The 19,533-nt window shown below is 70.5% G+C and carries 15 protein-coding genes; 8 read left to right on the forward strand and 7 right to left on the reverse strand.

What is annotated here, in order from left to right:
• Nucleotides 1–125 precede the first annotated feature (125 nt).
• Genes tkt through pgl form a run of 5 tightly spaced genes read left to right on the forward strand, consistent with a single transcriptional unit; the run spans nucleotide 126 to nucleotide 6,742 of the window.
• Nucleotides 126–2,195 (forward strand): transketolase, encoded by a 2,070-nt coding sequence (gene tkt, locus PXH83_RS04720; RefSeq protein ID WP_274556988.1) that lies wholly within the window; start codon nucleotides 126–128, stop codon nucleotides 2,193–2,195.
• Nucleotides 2,196–2,229: 34 nt separating this feature from the next.
• Nucleotides 2,230–3,348 carry a transaldolase gene (gene tal, locus PXH83_RS04725; protein WP_274556991.1) on the forward strand — a complete coding sequence of 373 codons (1,119 nt, stop codon included), beginning with the start codon at nucleotides 2,230–2,232 and terminating at the stop codon, nucleotides 3,346–3,348.
• A 3-nt stretch (nucleotides 3,349–3,351) separates the two neighbouring features.
• Nucleotides 3,352–4,875, forward strand: coding sequence for a glucose-6-phosphate dehydrogenase (gene zwf / locus PXH83_RS04730; RefSeq protein ID WP_274556993.1), 1,524 nt, complete (start codon nucleotides 3,352–3,354; stop codon nucleotides 4,873–4,875).
• A complete protein-coding gene (gene opcA / locus PXH83_RS04735) occupies nucleotides 4,872–5,939 on the forward strand; it encodes a glucose-6-phosphate dehydrogenase assembly protein OpcA (RefSeq protein ID WP_274556996.1) in 1,068 nt (355 codons plus the stop codon). The genes zwf and opcA overlap by 4 nt, the downstream gene beginning before the upstream one ends.
• Entirely contained in the window at nucleotides 5,936–6,742 is an 807-nt protein-coding gene (gene pgl / locus PXH83_RS04740) for a 6-phosphogluconolactonase (protein ID WP_274556999.1), read from the forward strand. The genes opcA and pgl overlap by 4 nt, the downstream gene beginning before the upstream one ends.
• 74 nt (nucleotides 6,743–6,816) lie before the next feature.
• On the opposite strand, the gene PXH83_RS04745 is transcribed toward pgl, so the two are convergent.
• The 5 genes from PXH83_RS04745 to PXH83_RS04765 form a co-directional block, all read right to left on the reverse strand.
• Entirely contained in the window at nucleotides 6,817–7,755 is a 939-nt protein-coding gene (locus PXH83_RS04745) for a carbohydrate ABC transporter permease (protein WP_274557001.1), read from the reverse strand.
• Nucleotides 7,752–9,092, reverse strand: coding sequence for an ABC transporter permease subunit (locus PXH83_RS04750; RefSeq protein ID WP_274557004.1), 1,341 nt, complete (start codon nucleotides 9,090–9,092; stop codon nucleotides 7,752–7,754). The genes PXH83_RS04745 and PXH83_RS04750 overlap by 4 nt, the downstream gene beginning before the upstream one ends.
• A gap of 11 nt (nucleotides 9,093–9,103) precedes the next feature.
• A complete protein-coding gene (locus tag PXH83_RS04755; protein WP_274557006.1) occupies nucleotides 9,104–10,432 on the reverse strand; it encodes an ABC transporter substrate-binding protein in 1,329 nt (442 codons plus the stop codon).
• A gap of 47 nt (nucleotides 10,433–10,479) precedes the next feature.
• Complete coding sequence (locus tag PXH83_RS04760; RefSeq protein ID WP_274557009.1) at nucleotides 10,480–12,147, reverse strand: glycoside hydrolase family 13 protein; 1,668 nt, start codon at nucleotides 12,145–12,147, stop codon at nucleotides 10,480–10,482.
• A gap of 188 nt (nucleotides 12,148–12,335) precedes the next feature.
• A complete protein-coding gene (locus tag PXH83_RS04765) occupies nucleotides 12,336–13,613 on the reverse strand; it encodes an ABC transporter substrate-binding protein (RefSeq protein WP_274557011.1) in 1,278 nt (425 codons plus the stop codon).
• Nucleotides 13,614–13,795: 182 nt separating this feature from the next.
• Here PXH83_RS04765 and PXH83_RS04770 point away from each other — a divergent pair, with 182 nt between their 5' ends.
• From PXH83_RS04770 to PXH83_RS04780, 3 genes are read left to right on the forward strand one after another with little or no spacing between them, the layout of a single operon-like run.
• The gene (locus tag PXH83_RS04770) at nucleotides 13,796–14,302 is read left to right on the forward strand and encodes a PadR family transcriptional regulator (protein WP_274557014.1); all 507 of its coding nucleotides are present in this window, start codon (nucleotides 13,796–13,798) and stop codon (nucleotides 14,300–14,302) included.
• The gene (locus PXH83_RS04775; protein ID WP_274557016.1) at nucleotides 14,299–15,048 is read left to right on the forward strand and encodes an ABC transporter ATP-binding protein; all 750 of its coding nucleotides are present in this window, start codon (nucleotides 14,299–14,301) and stop codon (nucleotides 15,046–15,048) included. Before PXH83_RS04770 ends, PXH83_RS04775 begins: the two co-directional genes overlap by 4 nt.
• A 5-nt stretch (nucleotides 15,049–15,053) precedes the next feature.
• On the forward strand, nucleotides 15,054–17,318 hold the full coding sequence (locus PXH83_RS04780; protein ID WP_274557019.1) for an ABC transporter permease: 2,265 nt from the start codon (nucleotides 15,054–15,056) through the stop codon (nucleotides 17,316–17,318).
• A gap of 198 nt (nucleotides 17,319–17,516) precedes the next feature.
• On the opposite strand, the gene PXH83_RS04785 is transcribed toward PXH83_RS04780, so the two are convergent.
• Nucleotides 17,517–19,052 carry a PH domain-containing protein gene (locus PXH83_RS04785; protein WP_274557021.1) on the reverse strand — a complete coding sequence of 512 codons (1,536 nt, stop codon included), beginning with the start codon at nucleotides 19,050–19,052 and terminating at the stop codon, nucleotides 17,517–17,519.
• Nucleotides 19,049–19,531 (reverse strand): PH domain-containing protein, encoded by a 483-nt coding sequence (locus PXH83_RS04790; RefSeq protein WP_274557024.1) that lies wholly within the window; start codon nucleotides 19,529–19,531, stop codon nucleotides 19,049–19,051. The genes PXH83_RS04785 and PXH83_RS04790 overlap by 4 nt, the downstream gene beginning before the upstream one ends.
• Nucleotides 19,532–19,533: the final 2 nt, after the last annotated feature.

Here is a 19,533-nt window from a genome sequence, read left to right on the forward strand (position 1 = left end):
GTGTCCGTTTTTGTCCACGACGTGAACTCGAAATGATGCGTGTTCTCGCGGGGGTAGGCTCGACAGCGCCCGGTGCGGCTATCAGTCACCGGGATTCGACATGTGGAGAGGAGCCCTGACTCAGGGTGAGCACCAAGCCGACGAGCACAGATCTCGAGTGGACCGATCTGGACCAGCGGGCTGTCGATACCGTCCGCGTCCTGGCCATGGATTCCGTACAGAAGGTCGGCAACGGCCACCCTGGTACGGCCATGAGCCTCGCACCGGCCGCATATGTTCTTTTCCAGAAGCTGATGCGGCACGACCCGAGTGATGCGAACTGGACGGGCCGCGATCGATTCGTGCTCTCCCCCGGTCACTCCAGCCTCACGCTCTACATCCAGCTCTACATGGCCGGGTACGGCCTGGAGCTCGACGACCTCAAGGCGTTCCGCACCTGGGGCAGCCTGACGCCCGGCCACCCCGAGCACGGGCACACGGTCGGCGTGGAGACCACCACGGGTCCGCTGGGCCAGGGCATCGCCAACGCCGTGGGCATGGCGATGGCCGCACGCTACGAGCGCGGTCTGTTCGACCCGGAGGCCGCCGAGGGCGCGTGCCCGTTCGACCACACCATCTGGGCCATCGTCTCCGACGGCGACCTGGAGGAGGGCATCTCGGCCGAGGCGTCCTCGCTCGCCGGCCACCAGAAGCTCGGCAGCATCGTCGCTCTGTACGACGACAACCACATCTCGATCGAAGGCGACACCGAGACCGCCTTCTCCGAGGACGTGCTGAAGCGGTACGAGGCTTACGGCTGGCACGTCCAGCGCATCGAGCAGGACGCCAACGGCGACTTCGACGTCAAGGCGCTGTACGCGGCGCTGAAGGCGGCGCAGGAGGAGACCGAGCGCCCGTCGATCATCGCGGCGCGCACGATCATCGCCTGGCCCGCTCCCAACGCGCAGGGCACCGAGGCCTCGCACGGCTCGGCGCTGGGCGAGGACGAGATCGCGGCCACCAAGCGCGTGCTCGGCTTCGACCCCCTGCAGCACTTCCAGGTCGACGACGACGTCTTCGCGCACGTGCGCGCGGCGGCCGACCGCGGCCGTGAGGCGCACGCCGCCTGGGACAAGCAGTTCCAGGAGTGGCGCAACAACAACGCCGAACGCGCCGCCACCTTCGACCGCATCGCCGCGGGCGAGCTGCCCGAGGGCTGGGAGAAGGCCGTTCCGGTCTTCGAGCCCGGCCACGCCGTGGCGACCCGTGCCGCGTCCGGCAAGGTGCTGCAGGCGCTCGGCGCGGTCGTCCCCGAGCTGTGGGGCGGCTCCGCCGACCTCGCCGGCTCGAACAACACGACGATCGACAAGACGTCGTCGTTCCTGCCCGTAGGCAACCCGCTGCCGGAGGCCAACCCGTACGGCCGTACGGTCCACTTCGGCATCCGCGAGCACGCCATGGGCTCGACGATGAACGGCATCGCGCTGCACGGCAACACCCGCATCTACGGCGGCACCTTCCTGGTGTTCTCCGACTACATGCGCCCCGCCGTCCGCCTCGCCGCGCTGATGAAGCTGCCGGTGACGTACGTGTGGACGCACGACTCCGTCGGCCTCGGTGAGGACGGCCCGACGCACCAGCCGGTCGAGCACATGGCCGCCCTGCGCGCGATCCCGGGCCTGAACATGGTCCGCCCGGCCGACGCCAACGAGACGGCTGTCGCCTGGCGCGAGATCCTGCGGCGCAACGACGCTCCGCACGGCCTGGCGCTGACCCGCCAGGGTGTTCCGACGTACGACGTCAACGAGGATGCCGCGCGCGGCGGTTACGTGATGCTTGAGGCCGAGGGCGGCCAGCCGCAGGTCGTGCTGATCGGCACCGGCTCCGAGGTGCAGCTCGCCGTCGAGGCGCGCGAGCAGCTCCAGGCCGCCGGCGTTCCGGCGCGTGTGGTGTCGATGCCCTCGATCGAGTGGTTCGAGGAGCAGGACCAGGAGTACCGCGACAGCGTGCTGCCGCCGTCCGTCAAGGCCCGCGTCGCGGTCGAGGCGGGCATTGCCCTGACCTGGCACCGGTACGTCGGTGAGGCCGGCCGGATCGTCTCGCTGGAGCACTTCGGCGCTTCCGCGGACGCCAAGGTCCTCTTCCGTGAGTTCGGATTCACCGCGGACGCGGTTGCGGCCGCCGCGCGGGAATCTCTTGCCGCCGCAGCGCGCTGACGCCGGTATACGACAAGTAGGAGATGTAACTCTCATGACAGACGCACTCAAGCGCCTCTCCGACGAAGGCGTCGCGATCTGGCTTGACGACCTTTCGCGCCAGCGGATCACGTCCGGCAACCTCGCCGAGCTGATCGACCAGCAGCACGTCGTGGGCGTCACCACCAACCCGTCCATCTTCCAGAAGGCGATCTCGACGGGGCACGGTTACGACCAGCAGCTCACCGACCTCGCCGCCCGCAAGGTCACGGTCGAAGAAGCCATCCGCATGATCACGACGGCCGACGTGAGGGACGCCGCCGACATCCTGCGCCCGGTCTTCGACGCGACCGGCGGCCAGGACGGCCGGGTGTCCATCGAGGTCGACCCGCGCCTGGCGCACAACACCAGGGCGACGACGGCCGAGGCCAGGCAGCTCGCCTGGCTGGTGGACCGCCCGAACACCCTGATCAAGATCCCGGCCACCAAGGCGGGTCTCCCGGCGATCACCGAGACCATCGGTCTCGGCATCAGCGTCAACGTGACGCTGATCTTCTCGCTGGAGCGCTACCGCGAGGTCATGGACGCCTACCTGGCCGGTCTGGAGAAGGCGCGGGCCGCGGGCCTGGACCTCTCCAAGATCCACTCGGTGGCTTCGTTCTTCGTGTCGCGCGTGGACTCCGAGATCGACAAGCGCCTGGACGCCCTGGGCACCGACGACGCCAAGGCGCTCAAGGGCAAGGCCGCGCTGGCCAACGCCCGTCTGGCGTACGAGGCGTACGAAGAGGTCTTCTCCTCGGACCGCTGGAACGCGCTGGACAAGGCGCAGGCCAACAAGCAGCGTCCGCTGTGGGCCTCGACCGGCGTCAAGGACCCCTCGTACAAGGACACGCTGTACGTCGACGAGCTCGTCGCACCCGGCACGGTGAACACCATGCCCGAGGCGACCCTCGAAGCGACCGCCGACCACGGACAGATCACGGGCAACACGGTCGCCGGCACCTACGAGCAGGCCCGCGCCGAGCTCGACGCCATCGAGAAGCTCGGGATCTCGTACGACGACGTGGTGCAGCTGCTCGAGGACGAGGGCGTCGACAAGTTCGAGGCGTCCTGGAACGACCTGCTCAAGTCGACCGAGGCGGAGCTCAAGCGCCTTGCCCCTTCGGAGGCCTAGAAATTGTCCAGCAGCAATCCGCTGCGTGACGCACAGGACCGACGGCTCCCGCGTATCGCGGGGCCGTCGGGCCTGGTCATCTTTGGCGTCACGGGCGATTTGTCACGTAAAAAGTTGATGCCTGCGGTCTACGATCTTGCCAATCGTGGCCTGCTGCCGCCGGGCTTCTCGCTCATCGGCTTCGCCCGTCGCGACTGGGAGACCGAGGACTTCGCACAGGTCGTCCACGACGCCGTCAAGGAGCACGCCCGCACGCCGTTCCGCGAGGAAGTCTGGCAGCAGCTGATCCAGGGAATGCGTTTCGTCCAGGGCACCTTCGACGACGACGACGCCTTCGAGCAGCTGAAGGCCACGATCGAGGACCTCGACAAGAAGCAGGGCACGGGCGGCAACTTCGCCTTCTACCTGTCCGTACCGCCGAAGTTCTTCCCCAAGGTCGTCCAGCAGCTCAAGAAGCACGGGCTCGCCGACCAGCAGGAAGGCTCGTGGCGGCGTGCCGTCATCGAGAAGCCCTTCGGGCACGACCTCGCCTCCGCGCAGGAGCTCAACAAGGTCGTCCACGAGGTCTTCCCGCCCAACGAGGTCTTCCGGATCGACCACTACCTGGGCAAGGAAACGGTCCAGAACATCATGGCGCTGCGCTTCGCCAACACGATGTTCGAGCCGCTCTGGAACCGGTCGTACGTCGACCACATCCAGATCACGATGGCCGAGGACATCGGCATCGGCGGCCGCGCCGGCTACTACGACGGCATCGGCGCCGCCCGCGACGTCATCCAGAACCACCTCCTCCAGCTGCTCGCGCTGACCGCCATGGAGGAGCCCGCCTCCTTCGAGGCGGACGCGCTGGTCGCCGAGAAGACCAAGGTGCTGGGCGCCGTCAGGCTCCCCAAGGACCTCGGCCGCGACACCGTACGCGGGCAGTACGCGGCGGCCTGGCAGGGCGGCGAGAAGGCCGTCGGCTACCTCCAGGAAGACGGCATCGACCCCCGGTCGAAGACCGACACCTACGCGGCGATCAAGCTGGAGATCGACAACCGCCGCTGGGCGGGCGTCCCCTTCTATCTGCGTACGGGCAAGCGCCTGGGCCGCCGCGTCACCGAGATCGCGGTCGTCTTCCAGCGCGCCCCGCACTCGCCCTTCGACCACACGGCCACCGAGGAGCTGGGGCAGAACGCCCTGGTCATCCGCGTCCAGCCGGACGAGGGCGTCACGGTCCGCTTCGGTTCGAAGGTGCCGGGCACCTCGATGGAGGTCCGGGACGTGTCGATGGACTTCGCCTACGGCGAGTCCTTCACCGAGTCCAGCCCCGAGGCGTACGAGCGCCTGATCCTGGACGTCCTGCTCGGCGACGCCAACCTCTTCCCGCGGCTGGAAGAGGTCGAGCAGTCCTGGCGCATCCTCGACCCGATCGAGGACTACTGGGACGCGAACGGCAAGCCCGCGCAGTACCTGGCCGGTTCCTGGGGCCCGGTCGAGGCGGACGAAATGCTCGCACGAGACGGACGGAGCTGGCGTCGGCCATGAAGATCGACCTCACGGACACCACGTCCAGCAAGATCAACAAGGCGCTGGTCCAGGGCCGCCGCGCGATCGGCACTCCTGCCGTGGGCATGGTGCTGACCCTGGTCATCGTCACCGACGAGGAGAACGCCTACGACGCGCTGAGGGCGGCCAACGAGGCCTCCCGCGAGCACCCTTCGCGCACCCTCGTCGTCATCAAGCGGGTCTCGCGCTCGCCGCGCGACCGCTCGAAGGCACGCCTCGACGCCGAGGTACGGGTGGGCGCGGACGCGGGCACCGGCGAGACGGTCGTCCTGCGGCTGTACGGCGAGGTCATCAACCACGCCCAGTCGGTGGTGCTGCCGCTGCTGCTGCCCGACGCCCCCGTCGTCGTGTGGTGGGCGGTGAACGCGCCGCTCGACCCGGCGAAGGACCCGCTCGGCGCGCTGGCCCAGCGCCGCGTGACCGACACGTACGCCGCCGAGCACCCGATCGACGAGCTGTCGGCGCGCGCCGACGCCTACACCCCGGGCGACACCGACCTCTCCTGGACGCGCATCACGCCGTGGCGCTCGATGCTCGCGGCCGCGCTGGACCAGGTGGAGTGCGAGGTCACCTCGGTGGAGGTGGAGGGCGAGGAGTTCAACCCGAGCGTCGAGCTGCTCGGCATGTGGCTCGCCGACCGTCTGCACGTACCGGTGAAGCGGTCGATGTCGTCCGGGCCCGGCCTGACGGGCGTACAGATGGAGACCAACTGCGGGCCGATCAGGCTCCACCGGCCGGACGGCTCGCTGGCGTCCCTCTCCATTCAGGGGCAGCCGGACCGCGCGGTGGCGCTCAAGCGGCGGGAAACCGCCGAGCTGATCGCCGAGGAGCTGCGCAGGCTCGACCCGGACGACACGTACGCGTCGGCGCTGAAGTTCGGTGTCGAGCGGCTCGGTGAGCAGGCGAAGGCAGCACCGGCCGCGAACGAGAACGCATCGGACGAGGCGGGCGCGGCGGACGCGGCGGACGAGCCGAAGGCCAAGTCCTCCGCTGCCGCCGCCGCGAAGAAGTCCGCACCGGCCAAGAAGGCGGCGTCGAAGTGAGCGCACCACAGCTTGTCGTTCACCACGACAAGGAGCTGATGGCGCAGGCCGCGGCGGCCAGGCTGATCACGAAGGTGGTGGACGCCCAGGCCGCGCGCGGTTCGGCGTCGGTGGTGCTGACGGGCGGCCGGAACGGCAACGGCGTGCTGGCCGCGCTCGCCTCGTCCCCCGCCAGGGACGCGATCGACTGGGCCCGGCTCGACCTGTGGTGGGGCGACGAGCGCTTCCTCCCCACCGGGCACCCGGAGCGCAACTACACCCAGGCGTGCGACGCCCTGCTCGACTCGGTACCGGTGGACCCCGCCCGGGTCCACGCGATGCCGGCTTCGGACGGTGTGTACAGCAATGACGCGGACGCGGCGGCCGCTGCGTACGCCGCTGAACTGGCCGCGGCCGCCGGGCCGGAGCATTATCAATCAGCGGCTGCCGCCGCGGGTGGGCCCGTCCCGACGTTCGACGTCCTGATGCTGGGCGTCGGCCCGGACACGCACGTGGCGTCGCTCTTCCCGGAGCTGCCGGCGGTCCGGGAGACGGAGCGCACGGTGGTGGGCGTTCACGGGGCCCCGAAGCCCCCGCCGACCCGTATCTCCCTGACGCTGCCCGCGATTCGCGCGGCGCGTGAGGTGTGGCTGCTGGCGGCGGGCGAGGACAAGGCGAAGGCCGTGGCGATAGGGCTGTCGGGCGCCGGGGAGATCCAGGCCCCGGCGGCGGGCGCGTACGGGCGCAGCCGCACGCTGTGGCTACTGGACGACGCGGCGGCCTCGCAGCTGCCGCGCGCGCTCTACCCTCCGGCAACTTCCTGACAAAAAGCGCCAGTTGCGCGACTATGGCCCGGTCCGCCTTTGGGTGGACCGGGCCGTAGTCGTAGGGGGAGCGGTTATTTGACGGATCCCGCCATGACGCCCTGGACGAAGTGGCGCTGGAAGGCGAAGAAGACGGCCACCGGCACGACCAGCGAGAGAAACGCGCCGGGCGCCAGCACATCGATGTTGCTGCCGAACTGCCGTATCTGGGACTGGAGCGCCACCGTGAGCGGCTGCGACGCGCTGTCCGCGAAGAGCAGCGCCACCAGCATGTCGTTCCAGACCCACAGGAACTGGAAGATGGCCAGGCTGGCAAGGGCGGGGCGGCCCACGGGCAGGATCAGCTGGGCGAAGATCCGCCACTCGCTGCCGCCGTCCATCCGCGCCGCCTCCAGCATCTCGCGCGGGATCTCGGCGAAGTAATTGCGCAGCAGGAAGATGGCGAACGGCAGCCCGTACGCGACATGGAAGAGCACGACGCCCGGGATGGTGCCGAAGAGCCCGAGCTGTCCGAACAGCTTCGCCACCGGCAGCAGCCCGACCTGCACCGGCACCACGAGCAGTGCCACCACCACCAGGAAGAGCGAGTCCCGCCCCGGGAACTCCAGCCAGGCGAAGGCGTACGCGGCCAGGGCGGCCAGTACGACGACCAGTGTGGTGGCCGGCACGGAGATCAGAACGGTGTTCCAGAACGCCTGGGTGATGCCCGTATCGGCCAGCAGCGCCGTGTAGTTGTCGAGCGAGAGCTGTCCGGGACGGGTCAGCGCGGTCCACCAGCCGCTGCCCGCGTTGTCCCGCTCGGTGCGCAGAGAGGACAGGAAGAGCCCGGCCAGTGGCGTGATCCAGATCAGCCCCACGATGATCAGGACCGCCTGTACGACTCCGCTGCTGAGCCCGCGGGTCAGCCGGGCCGCCCAGGACGGGCGCTTGGGCGCGGGGGCGGGGGCGGGCAGCGTCCCCGGTCCGTCCGCCGGTCGGCGCTCGCCGGTCTTGGCGACGGCGGTGACGGTCATGACTGACTCCTGCGGAAGCGGCGGACGTTGAAGAGCATGGCGGGTACGACCAGCACCAGCAGGAGCACACCGAGCGCGCTGCCAAGACCCTGGTCCTGGCCGCCGCCGAAGGACACCAGCCACATCTGGGTGGCCAGTACGGTGGCCTCTTCCTGCACCGGGCCGGGCGCGATGATGTAGACGAGGTCGAAGACCTTCATCACATTGATCACCAGGGTCACGAAGACCACGGTCAGCACCGGGGCGAGCAGCGGCACCGTGATCCTCCGGAAGATCTGCCACTCGTTCGCGCCGTCCATCCGGGCCGCCTCCAGTGCCTCCCGGGGCAGGGCGGAGAGCCCTGCGCCGATGAGCACCATCGCGAAGCCCGTCCAGATCCACAGGTACGCGCCGATGACGGCCGGTGTGACCAGTGCGGGGCCCAGCCACGAGATGCCCTCGTAGGGCGGCGCGAAGTTCTGTGCGGGGAGGCGGAGTTCGTACGAGCCTGTGGGCAGGTCCGCGAAGCGGAAGGAGCCGTCGGACGCGGTGGTGGTCCGCGCCGCCACCTTGCCGCCCTGTACCGCCTCGACCGCCATCTGCGGCAGTCCGCTCTCCTTGGCGTCGACCTTGCCCTGTTCGCCGCCCCCGCCGGGGGTGAAGTCGAGGTAGACGACACCGCGCAGTTCGTCCGCGGCGGCCTCCGCGGTGGCCGCCTGCCGGGCGGGCACGGCCCCGGCGGGCAGTTCGTTCGGCCGGACGCCGACGAGTCCGAGTGCGACGGTACGTCCCGGTCCCGTCTCGTCGGTCGTACGGAACGAGCCGTCCCCGGCCTTCGCCAGTCCCTGCCCGTCGCGTGCCCGGGCAGTGGGGTAGGAAGAGGCGTCCTTGAAGGTGTCGTGGACGCCGACCGCCACCGCGTTGAGCACACCCCGGTCGGGGTCCTCCTCGTAGGCGAGCCGGAAGATGATGCCGGCGGCGAGGAAGGAGACCGCCATGGGGAGGAACAGCAGCAGCTTGAAAGCGGTCGCCCAGCGGACCTTCTCGGTGAGTACGGCGAGGATCAGCCCGAGACCGGTCAGCAGCGTGGGAGCGATGACCACCCACAGGGTGCTGTTACGGATGGCCTTGAGCGTCGCCGGGTCGCGGAACATCTCGGTGTAGTTGTCGCCGCCGACGAACCGGGTGCCCGTGGCGTCGAAGAAGCTGCGTCCTACGGAGAACAGCATCGGGTAGACGACCAGTACGCCGAGCAGCAGCAGGGCGGGGAGGGCGAACACCACGGCGACGATCCATCTGCGCCGGGTGGCGCTGCGCCGGGCACCGGCGGCGGACGAGGGGGTGGTGATGGCGGTCATGGCTGTCGCCCTCAGTTCTTGAAGGCCTTGGCAGCCGCGACTTCGAGCGCGGCCGCGGTGCCCTTCGGGTCGGCGGGGTCGCGCAGGAAGTCCTGGAGGATCTTCCACTCGCCCATGCCCTTGGTCCCGCCGAAGGCGGCCGGGGCCTGGTCGGACATGTCGAAGCGGACGGTGTCACCGGCGTCGATGAGGGACTTGGCGGTCCTGCGTGCCGTGTCGTCGCCGTAGGCGGCCGGGTCGACCTTCTTGTTGGGCGAGAGGAAGCCGCCCGCGCCGGCCCAGACCTCGGCCGCTTCCGGGGTGGCGAGGTAGTCCATGAGCGCCATGGCGGCCTTGCGGTTGCGGCCGTCCTTGAGCACCACCGCGGCGTCGCCGCCGCTGACCACCGGTGCCTTGCCTCCGTCGACCGCGGGGAAGGGGAAGAAGGTGGCGTCCTCGCCGATCTTCCTGCCGTGCTCCTCCTTGGCTATCGAGCCGACGAAGTCGCCCTCGTAGACCATCGCGGCCTCGGGGTCGGCGCCGAAGACCTGTCCGACGGAGCTGGGGAAGTCGGTGCTGAGCGCGCCCGAACGGCCGCCCGCGACGAGGTCCTTGCCGGAGAACAGTTCGCCCAGGGTGGTGAGTGCCTTGACGACACTGGCGTCGGTCCACGGCAGCTTGTGGGCGGCGAGTTGATCGTACTTCTCGGGGCCTGCCTGGGAGAGGTAGATGTTCTCGAACCAGTCGGTGAGCGTCCAGCCGTCCTCTCCGGCGACCGCGAAGGCGGGCAGTCCGGAATCGGCGACCGTGGCGGAGCTCTTGAGCATCTCCGCGTAGGTCTTCGGCGGCTTGACCCCGGCCTGTTCGAGGGCGTCCGGGCTGTACCAGACCGTCGACTTGTGGGCGGCCTTGAAGTAGAGGCCGTAGAAGTCGCCGTCGACGGTGCCGTAGTTCTTCCATACCGGCGCGAAGTTGTCCGTGACCGTCTGCTCGGTCTTCTTGTCGAGCGGCTGGAGCCAGCCCTTCTCGGCGAACTGCTTCAGCACGCCGACCTGAGGAACCATCACCACGTCGGGCGCGTTGCCGCCCTCGATCTTGCTGCCGATGACGGTGGAGACGTTGTCACCGGTGGAGATGAACTCGACCTTGGCGCCGGTCTTTTCGGAGAAGGCGTCGAGCACCTTGCGGAAGTTCTTCTGTTCCGTGCCGGACCAGACACCGGCGACGGAAACCTTCTTGCCGCTGAGGCTCTCGCCGCCACCGCCCGCGGGGGTGACGTCGCCGCCGCACGCGGTCGCGCCGAATGCGAGGGCGAGTGCCGAGGAGCAGGCGGCCATGGTCCGTCGTTGCAGTCTCATCATGGCTGTTCCTTCCGGAGAGGTTGAGCAGGAGGAATCACAGGGAGGGGTTACAGGGGGGCGTTGTCGCTGATCCACCAGGCCGCGGTGGACCCGGGCAGCACCCCGTTGGCACAGGGGCCACTGGCCAGCAGCGGGGTGCCGGCGACCGGAGCCGGCACAGGGGCGGTGCCGAAGTTGACCGCGCACACCAGGCCGTCGCCCCGGACGAAGGCGAGCACGTCGGGCGGGCTCTCCAGCCAGCGCAGGCCGCCTTCCGCGAACTGGGGCAGCCCGCGCCGCAGTTGCAGACCGTCCCGGTAGAGGTGCCAGAACGAGCGGGTGTCGGCCAGCGCCCGGTCCGTGGCGTGCTCGGCGAACCACTCGGGCTGCGGCAGCCACGGCCGGGCCCCTTCGGCGCCCGAGGTGAAACCGAACGGGGAGGCGTGGCCCGACCACGGGAGCGGGACCCGGCAGCCGTCACGGATGCGCTTGCGGCTGCCCGTACGGCGGAATATGGGGTCGGTGAGCACATCGTCGGGCAGGTCCACGACCTCGGGCAGGCCCAGCTCTTCGCCCTGGTAGATGTACGCCGATCCGGGCAGCGCCATCATCAGCAGGGCGGCGGCCCTGGCGCGCGCCGAGCCGAGGCCGCTGCCCTCGGTGCCGGATTCGCCGTAGCGGGTAACGGTGCGGACCTGGTCGTGGTTGTTGAGGACCCAGGTGACGGTGGAGCCGGTGCCCGCGATGTCCTGCATCGCGTCGGAGATGATCTTCTGGAACGCGTCGGCGTCCCAGGGGGCGCCGAGCAGGTCGAAGAAGAAGGCCTGGTGCAGCTCGTCGGGGCGTACGTACAGGGCGTGTTCGCGAGCGGTGGGTACGGAGACCTCACCGACCAGCAGCCGGTCGCGGCCGTCGCGGGCGGCGTACTCCTCGCAGACCGAGCGCCAGTGGCGCCACACGTCGTGCACCTCGGGCTGGTTCCAGGCGAGCGGGTTGACCGAGTCGCGGGTCCGCTCGTCGGCCTCCGGGTCCGGGGAGTCGGGGAGTTCGGGGTGCTTGAAGAGCCCTGCCGCCACGTCGATGCGGAAGCCGTCGACGCCTCGGTCGAGCCAGAAGCGCAGGGCTTGGTCGAAGTGGTCGGCGACCTCGGGATTGCGCCAGTTCAGGTCGGGCTGCTCGGGGGTGAACATGTGGAGGTACCACTGACCGGGAGTGCCGTCCTCCTCCGTGATGCGGGACCAGGCGGGGCCGCCGAACATCGCGCGCCAGTTGTTGGGCGGCTCCTCGCCGTCCGAGCCCCGGCCGTCGGCGAAGTGGAAGCGGGCGCGGGCCGCACTGCCGGGCGCTGCGGCCAGCGCCTCGCGGAACCAGACGTGCTCGCTGGAGCAGTGGTTGGGGACGATGTCCAGGAGCACCTTGATGCCGAGCCGCCGGGCGGCGGTAACCAGCAGGTCGAATTCGGCGAGGTCCCCGAAGACCGGGTCGACGTCGCAGTAGTCGGCGACGTCGTAGCCGTGGTCGTGCTGCGGCGAGGGGTAGAACGGACTCAGCCAGATGCCGTCGACGCCGAGCTTCTTGAGGTACGGCAGCCCCGCCCGTACGCCGGCCAGGTCACCGATGCCGTCGCCGGTGCTGTCCAGGAAGCTGCGGACATACACCTGGTAGATCACCGCATCCCGCCACCAGTGGTGCGCGATGCGAAGGGGAAGGCCGTTGTCGGCCGGGGCAGTGAGCATCACCCGTTGACCTGTTCCTACTTGAGCGTGCGGGAGTGTCCAGAGCAGGCCTCCCGTTATGCATGCATGTTAAGTAGGCGTGTCGAGTGGGTGTCAACGAGAAGGCAGAAAGCTGCCCTTGGTTGTGCACATATGTCCCACGTTTCGTTAGGCCGCAGATACCTAACGTGTAACTAGGCGGAGATTTCTCAGCCTCTGCGTGCGACGGCCCGGAGCTCCCCGGCCAGCCTGAGGACCGCCTGCTCCGGAGACTGGCGCAGCGCCATCGCGTCGTACGCCACCGCCTGCACCGCCAGGCTCACCTGGTCGTAGCGCGGACTCTTGGGCCGGGGCTCGGCCGCCAGCACACTCCTGCGCAGCGTCGGCAGGAACGGGTACGCGCGCACCAGCTCGGGATCGGCGTACAGGGCGGCCCGCACCGGCGGCAGCGAGCCCTCGGTGAGCACCTTGCGCTGTACGGGTTCGCTGGTCAGGTAGGCCATCAGGGCCTTGGCAGACTCCTGGTGGCGGGAGTGCGCGTTGACGGCGAGATTGGAGCCGCCCAGCACGCTCGCACCGGGGCCGTCGGGGCCCGGCAGCGGTGTTACGCCGAACTTCCCGGCGACCTCGGAGTCCTTGCCTCCGGCGGCGGAGTAGACGTAAGGCCAGTTGCGCAGGAAGAGCAGCCGGCCGTTCTGGAACGCCTGCCGCGACTCCTCCTCCTTGAAGCGCAGCGCCTCCTGCGGAATCCAGCCGTCCCGTACTCCCCGGGCGAGGAAGCCCAGTCCGGCGCGGGCGGCGGCGGAGTCCACGGTGACCCGCTCGCCCTCGTCACCGAGGAACGATCCACCGGCCGAGTGCACCGCCTCGGTGACATTGACGGCGAGCCCCTCGTACGGCAGGAACTGACCGGCATATCCCCCGATTCCGTACTTCGGGGCGATCGTCGACGCCTGCCGCTCCAGGTCCGCCCAAGTGCGCGGCGGCTGTTCGCCCTCACGCTGCAGGAGGTCCTTGCGGTAGTAGAGCAACCCGGCATTCGTGACATACGGGACGGCGTACAACTGTCCGTCGAAGGTGGCGGTGTCCACCACCGGCGGCAGAAAGGCGTCGAGTGGGAAGCGGCTCCGGTCGACCGGGGCGATCCAGCCCGCGCCCGCGAACTCCGAGGTCCACGCCACGTCGATATTGAGTACGTCGAACCGGCCACTGCCGGCCCGCAGTTCGGTGATCATCTGCGCCCGGGTCTCGTCGGCCGAGTCCGGCAGCTCGACGAGGGTGACCTTTTCGTCCGGATGTGTACGGTTCCAGCCGTCCAGCAGCGGACCGAGATAACCGGTGAGATCGCCGGCCGTGGCCAGCGTCATGGGCCCGCGCCCGTCCCCGCCGCCCGGCGGCCCTCCGGCCCGCACACCGGCGCCGGCATAACCGGTCATGATCACGGCGGCGACCAGGAGACCCCTACCCGCGGCTCGTATCCACCGCATAGGTTCCTCCCTGTGCACCGGCGCCATTCATCCTCGAGTGACGTCAGGGGCCATGTATACCCGTTAGGCATGGGCGATACTAGGGCCCGACGCATAACACCAGGGCGATACGGGCCACACTCCGACCACGATCCGGTCCCGCCCCCAACGAGCAGGTACGGAACGGGGAGGAGGAAGCACGCGTGCGCCTGCCCCTTCTCGCTCTCCTCGCCCGTGGTCCCGCCCACGGATACGAGCTCAAACAGGGGCTTGAGCAACTGCTGGGCGCCGCGTACCCTCAGCCGAACGTCGGCCAGATCTACATCACTCTCAGCCGGCTGGAGAAGTCGGGCCTGATCGAGGGCGAGGAAATCGCCCAGTCGAACCGGCCCAACAAGAAGATCTACCGGCTGACCGACGCCGGGCGGGAAGCGCTGAATGTCTGGTTCGAGGAGCCGACCGACGAGCCGCGCGTACGGGACGAGTTCTTCATGAAGCTCGCCCTCGCACCGGCGTCCGGCATGGCCGACCCGATCACTCTCATCAACAAACAGCGGCGTCAGTACCTCAACACCCTGCGGGACCTGTCGAAGCTCGCCGCCGCCGAAGACCGGGACAACCGGATCTCCCAGCTGCTGATCGAGGGCGCGATGCTGCACCTGCAGGCCGACCTCGACTGGCTGGAACGCTGTCAGGAGGAGCTGGAATGAGCGACGTAGCACCTCCTCCTGTCCTGTGTGCCGAAGGGCTCGTCAAGACGTACCACGGTGAAGGCGCCCCGGCCCACGCCGTGCGCGGTGTCGATCTGACCATCCGGCCGGGCGAGTTCATCGCGGTCACCGGACCGTCGGGCGCGGGGAAGTCCACCCTGCTGCATCTCCTCGGCGGTCTCCAGCGGCCGGACAGCGGAAGCATCCGGCTGGACGGCGAGTGCGTCGACTCGTACAGCGAGGCCCGCTGGGCGGTGCTGCGGCGCCGCCGTATCGGGGTCGTCTTCCAGTTCTTCAACCTCGTGTCGAATCTGACGGTCGCCGACAACATCGAGCTGCCCGCTCTGCTCGCCGGAAGCAACGCGCGCCAGGCCCGCGCCGAGCGCGAGAAGCTCCTTGCCGAGCTGGGCCTGGAAGGCACGGAGCGCAGGATGCCGGGCGAGCTGTCCGGTGGCGAACAGCAGCGCGTCGCCCTGGCGCGGGCCCTGGTCAACCACCCCGGTCTGCTGCTGGCCGACGAACCCGCCGGCAGCCTGGACAGCAAGGGCACCCGCGAGGTGATGCGGCTGCTGTCGCGCTTCCACCAGCGCGGCCAGGCCATTCTGCTCGTCACCCATGACCACCGGCTGGCCAGCGCGGCGGACCGGGTCATCAGCTTCTTCGACGGCCGGATCGCCGACGACGCGACGCTCGGCACGGGGGCAGGCCGCTCCGGCGTCTCAAGCGTCCTGGAACTGAAGGACTGACAGCGGTGCGGGCCACTCTGCGCTGGGCGCACGCCGATCTGCGCACGCATCGCGGCGAGGCGCTCTTCATCGTGCTCGCGACCGCCGGGATCATCGTCTCCCTGCTCCTGGCCGGTGCGCTGCTCAGTTACGCCGCCAACCCCTGGCAGCGCGTCTTCACGCAGTCCCGCGGCGCCCATGTATGGATCCACACCAGCCCAACCGCCGATGCGGCGGGACTGGCCCGGCTGGACGGGGTCGACGAGCTCGCCGGGCCGTACCGTACAGCCCGTACGACCGTACGGTCCCAGGGCGCGAAGGCGGCCGTCGAGCTGCGCGGCGCCACCCCGGAGCCCTCCGACGTCGGCCGCCCGCTGATCACCTCGGGGCGCTGGCTCGACCGGGCCGCACCCGGCGGCATCGTCCTGGAGAGCAGCCTGGCCGACGCCCTGTGGGCCGGCCCCGGGGACACGCTCTCGGTGCCGGGCGCCCGCGGCTCCGTGCGTACGTTGACCGTCGTCGGCGTCGCGGACAGCGCCGAGTCCCCGTACCGTCCCGGCGACCGGCCGGGCACCGGCTGGGTACTGTCCGGCGAACCCGCCCTCGCCGGGGCGCCGGGCGACCGCCTCGGACAGGTCGTCGGATTGCGGCTCGACCAGCCCGACGACACCGACTTCGCCGTGCAGCGCGCGGTCACCGCGCTCCGCGCCGACGACGTCACCGAAGTCTCCAGCTGGCATCAGGCGCGCGCCGAGGCGCAGAGCGACAACCGGCTGCTCGGCCTTCTCCTCGGCCTTTTCGGGCTCGGCGCCCTGCTGGCCGCCGCGCTGGCGGTGACCGGTGCGATCAGCACCCGGATCCGCGGTCATCTCCGGGACATCGCCGTCCTCAAGGCCATCGGCTTCACCCCTGGGCAGGTCGTACGCATCTTCCTGGCCCAGCACCTCGCCTTCGCCCTGTCCGGAGTCGTCCTGGGGACGGTGCTCGTCGAGACCCTGGGCGCCCGGACGCCGGGCCGGATCGGCGAAGCGGTCGGGGTGTGGCAGGACCTTCCCGGGCACACCGCCGCCCTGTTGTCCCTCCCCGCCGCCACCGTGCTGTTCATCGGTGCGGCGACCGGGCTTGCCGCGTGGCGTGCGGGGCGCGTCCCGCCCGTCCCCGCGCTGCGGGCGGCCGCCCCGGCCGGCGGCCGGATGTCGGCCGTGGCCCGAAGCGCGCTCGGGCTGAACGTCCCGCCCGCGCTGGTGCTCGGCTGGCGCAACGCGTTCCGGCGCCGGGCCCGCTCCCTGTCCTCGATCGCCCGGCTGGCCCTGCCGCTGCTCCTGATCACGGTCGCGCTGAGTGCGTGGTCCACGCTGGACAGCTTCCAGGGCGGTGAACTCACGGCGCGGGCGTCCGACGGTCTCAAGGACCAGGACGTACGGGCCGTGCTGGACGCGAGCCCCGAGGTCGCCGCAGCCCACCCGGGCGTGGAGGTCGCGGCGCTGGTCCCCGGCCAGACCGGCACGATCGCCCTGCGCGGCCTGGGCTCGCGCACCGACCCGTACCCCTTCTCACCCGCCGAGGGCCGGGCTCCGCACGGGCCCGACGAGGCCGTGGCGGGCCAGGGGCTGCTCGATCTGCTCGACATCGAGGTCGGCGACTGGGTGCGGATGACGGTCGGAGGCCGCCCGCAGATCCTGCACATCGTCGGCCGCAGCATCGAGCCGGAGAACGCGGGCCGGGTGATCACCACCGACCTCGACACGCTCCGCGAGCGCGACCCCGCGCTGAACCCCACCTTCTACCAGCTACGACTGCGCCCCGGCGCGGACGCACGCGACCTGGACGCCCGCCTGGAAATCAGGGAAGCGACCGCTCCGGCCGCCTGGCTCACCCCGGCACGCGGGGTGGTGGTCGGCCTGATCGCAGTGCTCGCACTGATCGGACTCACCGAACTGCTCACCATGATCGGCGCGGGAGTGCGCGAGCGGGAGCGGGACCTGCCCGCGCTGAAGGCGATGGGGCTGACCCCACGTCAGATCACGGCGATGATCGTGGCGGCCGCCGGTTTCACGGCGCTGGCGGCGGCTGTGTCCGGTACGGCGCTAGGTGTACTGGCCGGCAGCGCGCTGATCGATGCGCAGGGCCGCTCGAACGGAATCGGAGCGGGCATCGCGCGGGCGCCGGACGCGGTCGTCCTGCTGCTGGTGGTGTCGGCGGCGGTCCTGGGAGCGGTGGCGGTGGCGGCGCTACCGGCGACGCGGGCGGCCCGACGCAGGTCGGCGGACACCCTGGCCGCGGCGGTCTGAGCGGTGCCTGCGGCGCTGTTCCCCTACCCGCCCCTTTCCCGAAACTGGGGGCAAGCCCCCAGACCCCCTGACGGGCTGAAAGATTCAGCCCCTCCGGCGTTTGAGGAGCGGGGTCTGGGGCGGAGCCCCAGCTTCGGGAAGGGGCGGGTAGGGGAAACAGCGCCGCAGGCAACCCGAACCCGCACCGCCGCCCGCACCTCACCCCCGTTCCAAAAACCGCCCCAACAACCCCGGCACCGCCGCGTCCGCGAACGCCAGCCCCTCACCCTCCGCCGCGTCGTACACCGAATACGCCCCCTCCCCGGCAGCCGTAGTAGCGGTCAGCGTGACAAGCCCCGCCCGGCGCTGGAACACCGACTGCTTGACCGTCCAGCCGATCACTCCACCCCGCTGGAGCGCCACCGTCGTGCGCCGCACCGTCCCGGACCGCGCCACCAGATAGTCGCCACTGACGCCGTGCCCCAACGCGCGGTACGCGTCAAGAGCCAGCAGCACCGCCACCGGCAGCAACACGACCGCGCAGCCCCCCGCAACGCACAGCAGCAGGACGTCCGCCAACAGCGCGCCGAGCACACCGAGCACGAGCACCGGAAGCAGCGCCGCCCCCAGCGCCCACCGCAGCCGGCGCGTGCGGGCGGCGCGAGGGTGCGGGGTGAGGAGGGCCGCGCTCGTCGGCGAGGACGGCTCGCGCAGGATGTGCGCCGCGACCGCTTCCGCCGTCGCGCGCGGCGCAGGCGGCAGCAGCGTCTTGTGGTCGGCGTGCGTACCGTCGTCGTCCTCGGCGAGCCCGGTCGCGACCGCGTCCACCCGCGCCGCCCCCAGCGTCCGTACGCCGATCGGCTCGATGAGCTCCACGCCCCGCAGCCGACGCTCCTCGATGGAGATCGACCGGGTGGTGAACAGTCCGCGGCGTACACGCAGCGTGCCGCCCGGCTCCCGCTCCAGCCGGTAGTTCCACCACATCTCGACCCACAGCCCGAGCGCCCCGACAACACCCGCCGCGCATGCCCCGAAGACGAGCACCACGACCACCCACACCACCGGGGTGTCCCGGAAGCGCTCGCCCGCCCACGCGATCAACTTCCCCTGGGCACCGAACCATTCGCTGACCTGCATGAGCCCCCCGGCCGCCGCACCGCCCAGCGCCGGGGCGACGAACGAGACGGGTGCGTAGCGGATCCAGGCGGGGTCGAGGGTGGCGAGTTCGCCCTCGCGGTGGGGACCGGGCGACGCGGAGGCGGCTGCGCGGTTCAGCAGTTCCGTGCGGAGCCGTTCGCCCTCCTCGCGGGCCACCGGGTCGAATTCGAGGGTGGATTCGCCGCCGCCGGAGTGCTCGCCCGTACCGATACGGACCTTCACCAGGCCGAGGACCCGCAGCAGCACATTGGCCGTCAGGTCGACGCTGCGGATGCGTTCACGGGCCAGCGAGCGGCGCTTGACCAGCAGCAGTCCGGTGTGGAGTTCGGCGCGCTCGGGGCCGATGCGGTAGCGGGTCCTGCGCCACCGTACGTAGTCGAGCCCGGCGCCGCCCGCGATCAGCAGAAGGGATCCGGCCAGCACCCAGGCGAGCGCCTGCCACAGTGGCCTGCCGCCCGCGAGGCCGATCGTGACGGGCACTCCGGCGCCCGCCGCGATGCCCGCCATGACGAGCGCGGCGACGAGGACGGTGCGCGGATCGAGCCGCCGCCATCCGTCGTCGCCGCCGCCCCCGTCGCCGCCCCCGCGCGAGCTCACGTCGCGTCCCCCGGCGTCCCCCGCGTGATCCGCGTCAGCTGCTCGGCCAGCTCAGCCGCGAGCTCGTGGTCGAGCCCCTCGATCTTCACCGCGCCCTTGGAGGACGCCGTGGTGACTATGACCGTGGCCAGCCTGAACGCCTGCTCCAGCGGACCGCGCACGGTGTCCACGGTCTGGATCCGCGACATCGGCGCGATGCGCCACTCCTGCCAGAAGAAGCCGGTACGTACGTACACCGCGTCGTCCGTGACCTCCCAGCGGTGCACCCGGAACCACCACAGCGGCAGGAACACCGCGCAGGCCGCCCCGAGCGCCGCGAGCACCCCGGCGGACAGCAGCAGCCACGGCCGTGCGGTCGCGACGAGTGCGCCCAGCACGGCCAGTACGGCCACGGGGACCGCGGTCAGCAGCAGCCACTGCGTCCGCCACCAGTCGACGACGCGCCGGTCGAGCGTGTTGTTCGGCGGCCTGAGACGCACGG

Source organism: Streptomyces spiramyceticus, assembly GCF_028807635.1.
Lineage (GTDB): Bacteria > Actinomycetota > Actinomycetes > Streptomycetales > Streptomycetaceae > Streptomyces > Streptomyces spiramyceticus.

Coding starts and splice junctions, on each gene's coding strand:
- PXH83_RS04755 (WP_274557006.1), bottom strand. CDS start 10,432: ATGATGAGACTGCAACGACGGACCATGGCCGCCTGCTCCTCGGCACTC.
- PXH83_RS04775 (WP_274557016.1), top strand. CDS start 14,299: ATGAGCGACGTAGCACCTCCTCCTGTCCTGTGTGCCGAAGGGCTCGTC.
- tal (WP_274556991.1), top strand. CDS start 2,230: ATGACAGACGCACTCAAGCGCCTCTCCGACGAAGGCGTCGCGATCTGG.
- PXH83_RS04750 (WP_274557004.1), bottom strand. CDS start 9,092: ATGACCGCCATCACCACCCCCTCGTCCGCCGCCGGTGCCCGGCGCAGC.
- PXH83_RS04760 (WP_274557009.1), bottom strand. CDS start 12,147: ATGCTCACTGCCCCGGCCGACAACGGCCTTCCCCTTCGCATCGCGCAC.
- PXH83_RS04745 (WP_274557001.1), bottom strand. CDS start 7,755: ATGACCGTCACCGCCGTCGCCAAGACCGGCGAGCGCCGACCGGCGGAC.
- PXH83_RS04765 (WP_274557011.1), bottom strand. CDS start 13,613: ATGCGGTGGATACGAGCCGCGGGTAGGGGTCTCCTGGTCGCCGCCGTG.
- opcA (WP_274556996.1), top strand. CDS start 4,872: ATGAAGATCGACCTCACGGACACCACGTCCAGCAAGATCAACAAGGCG.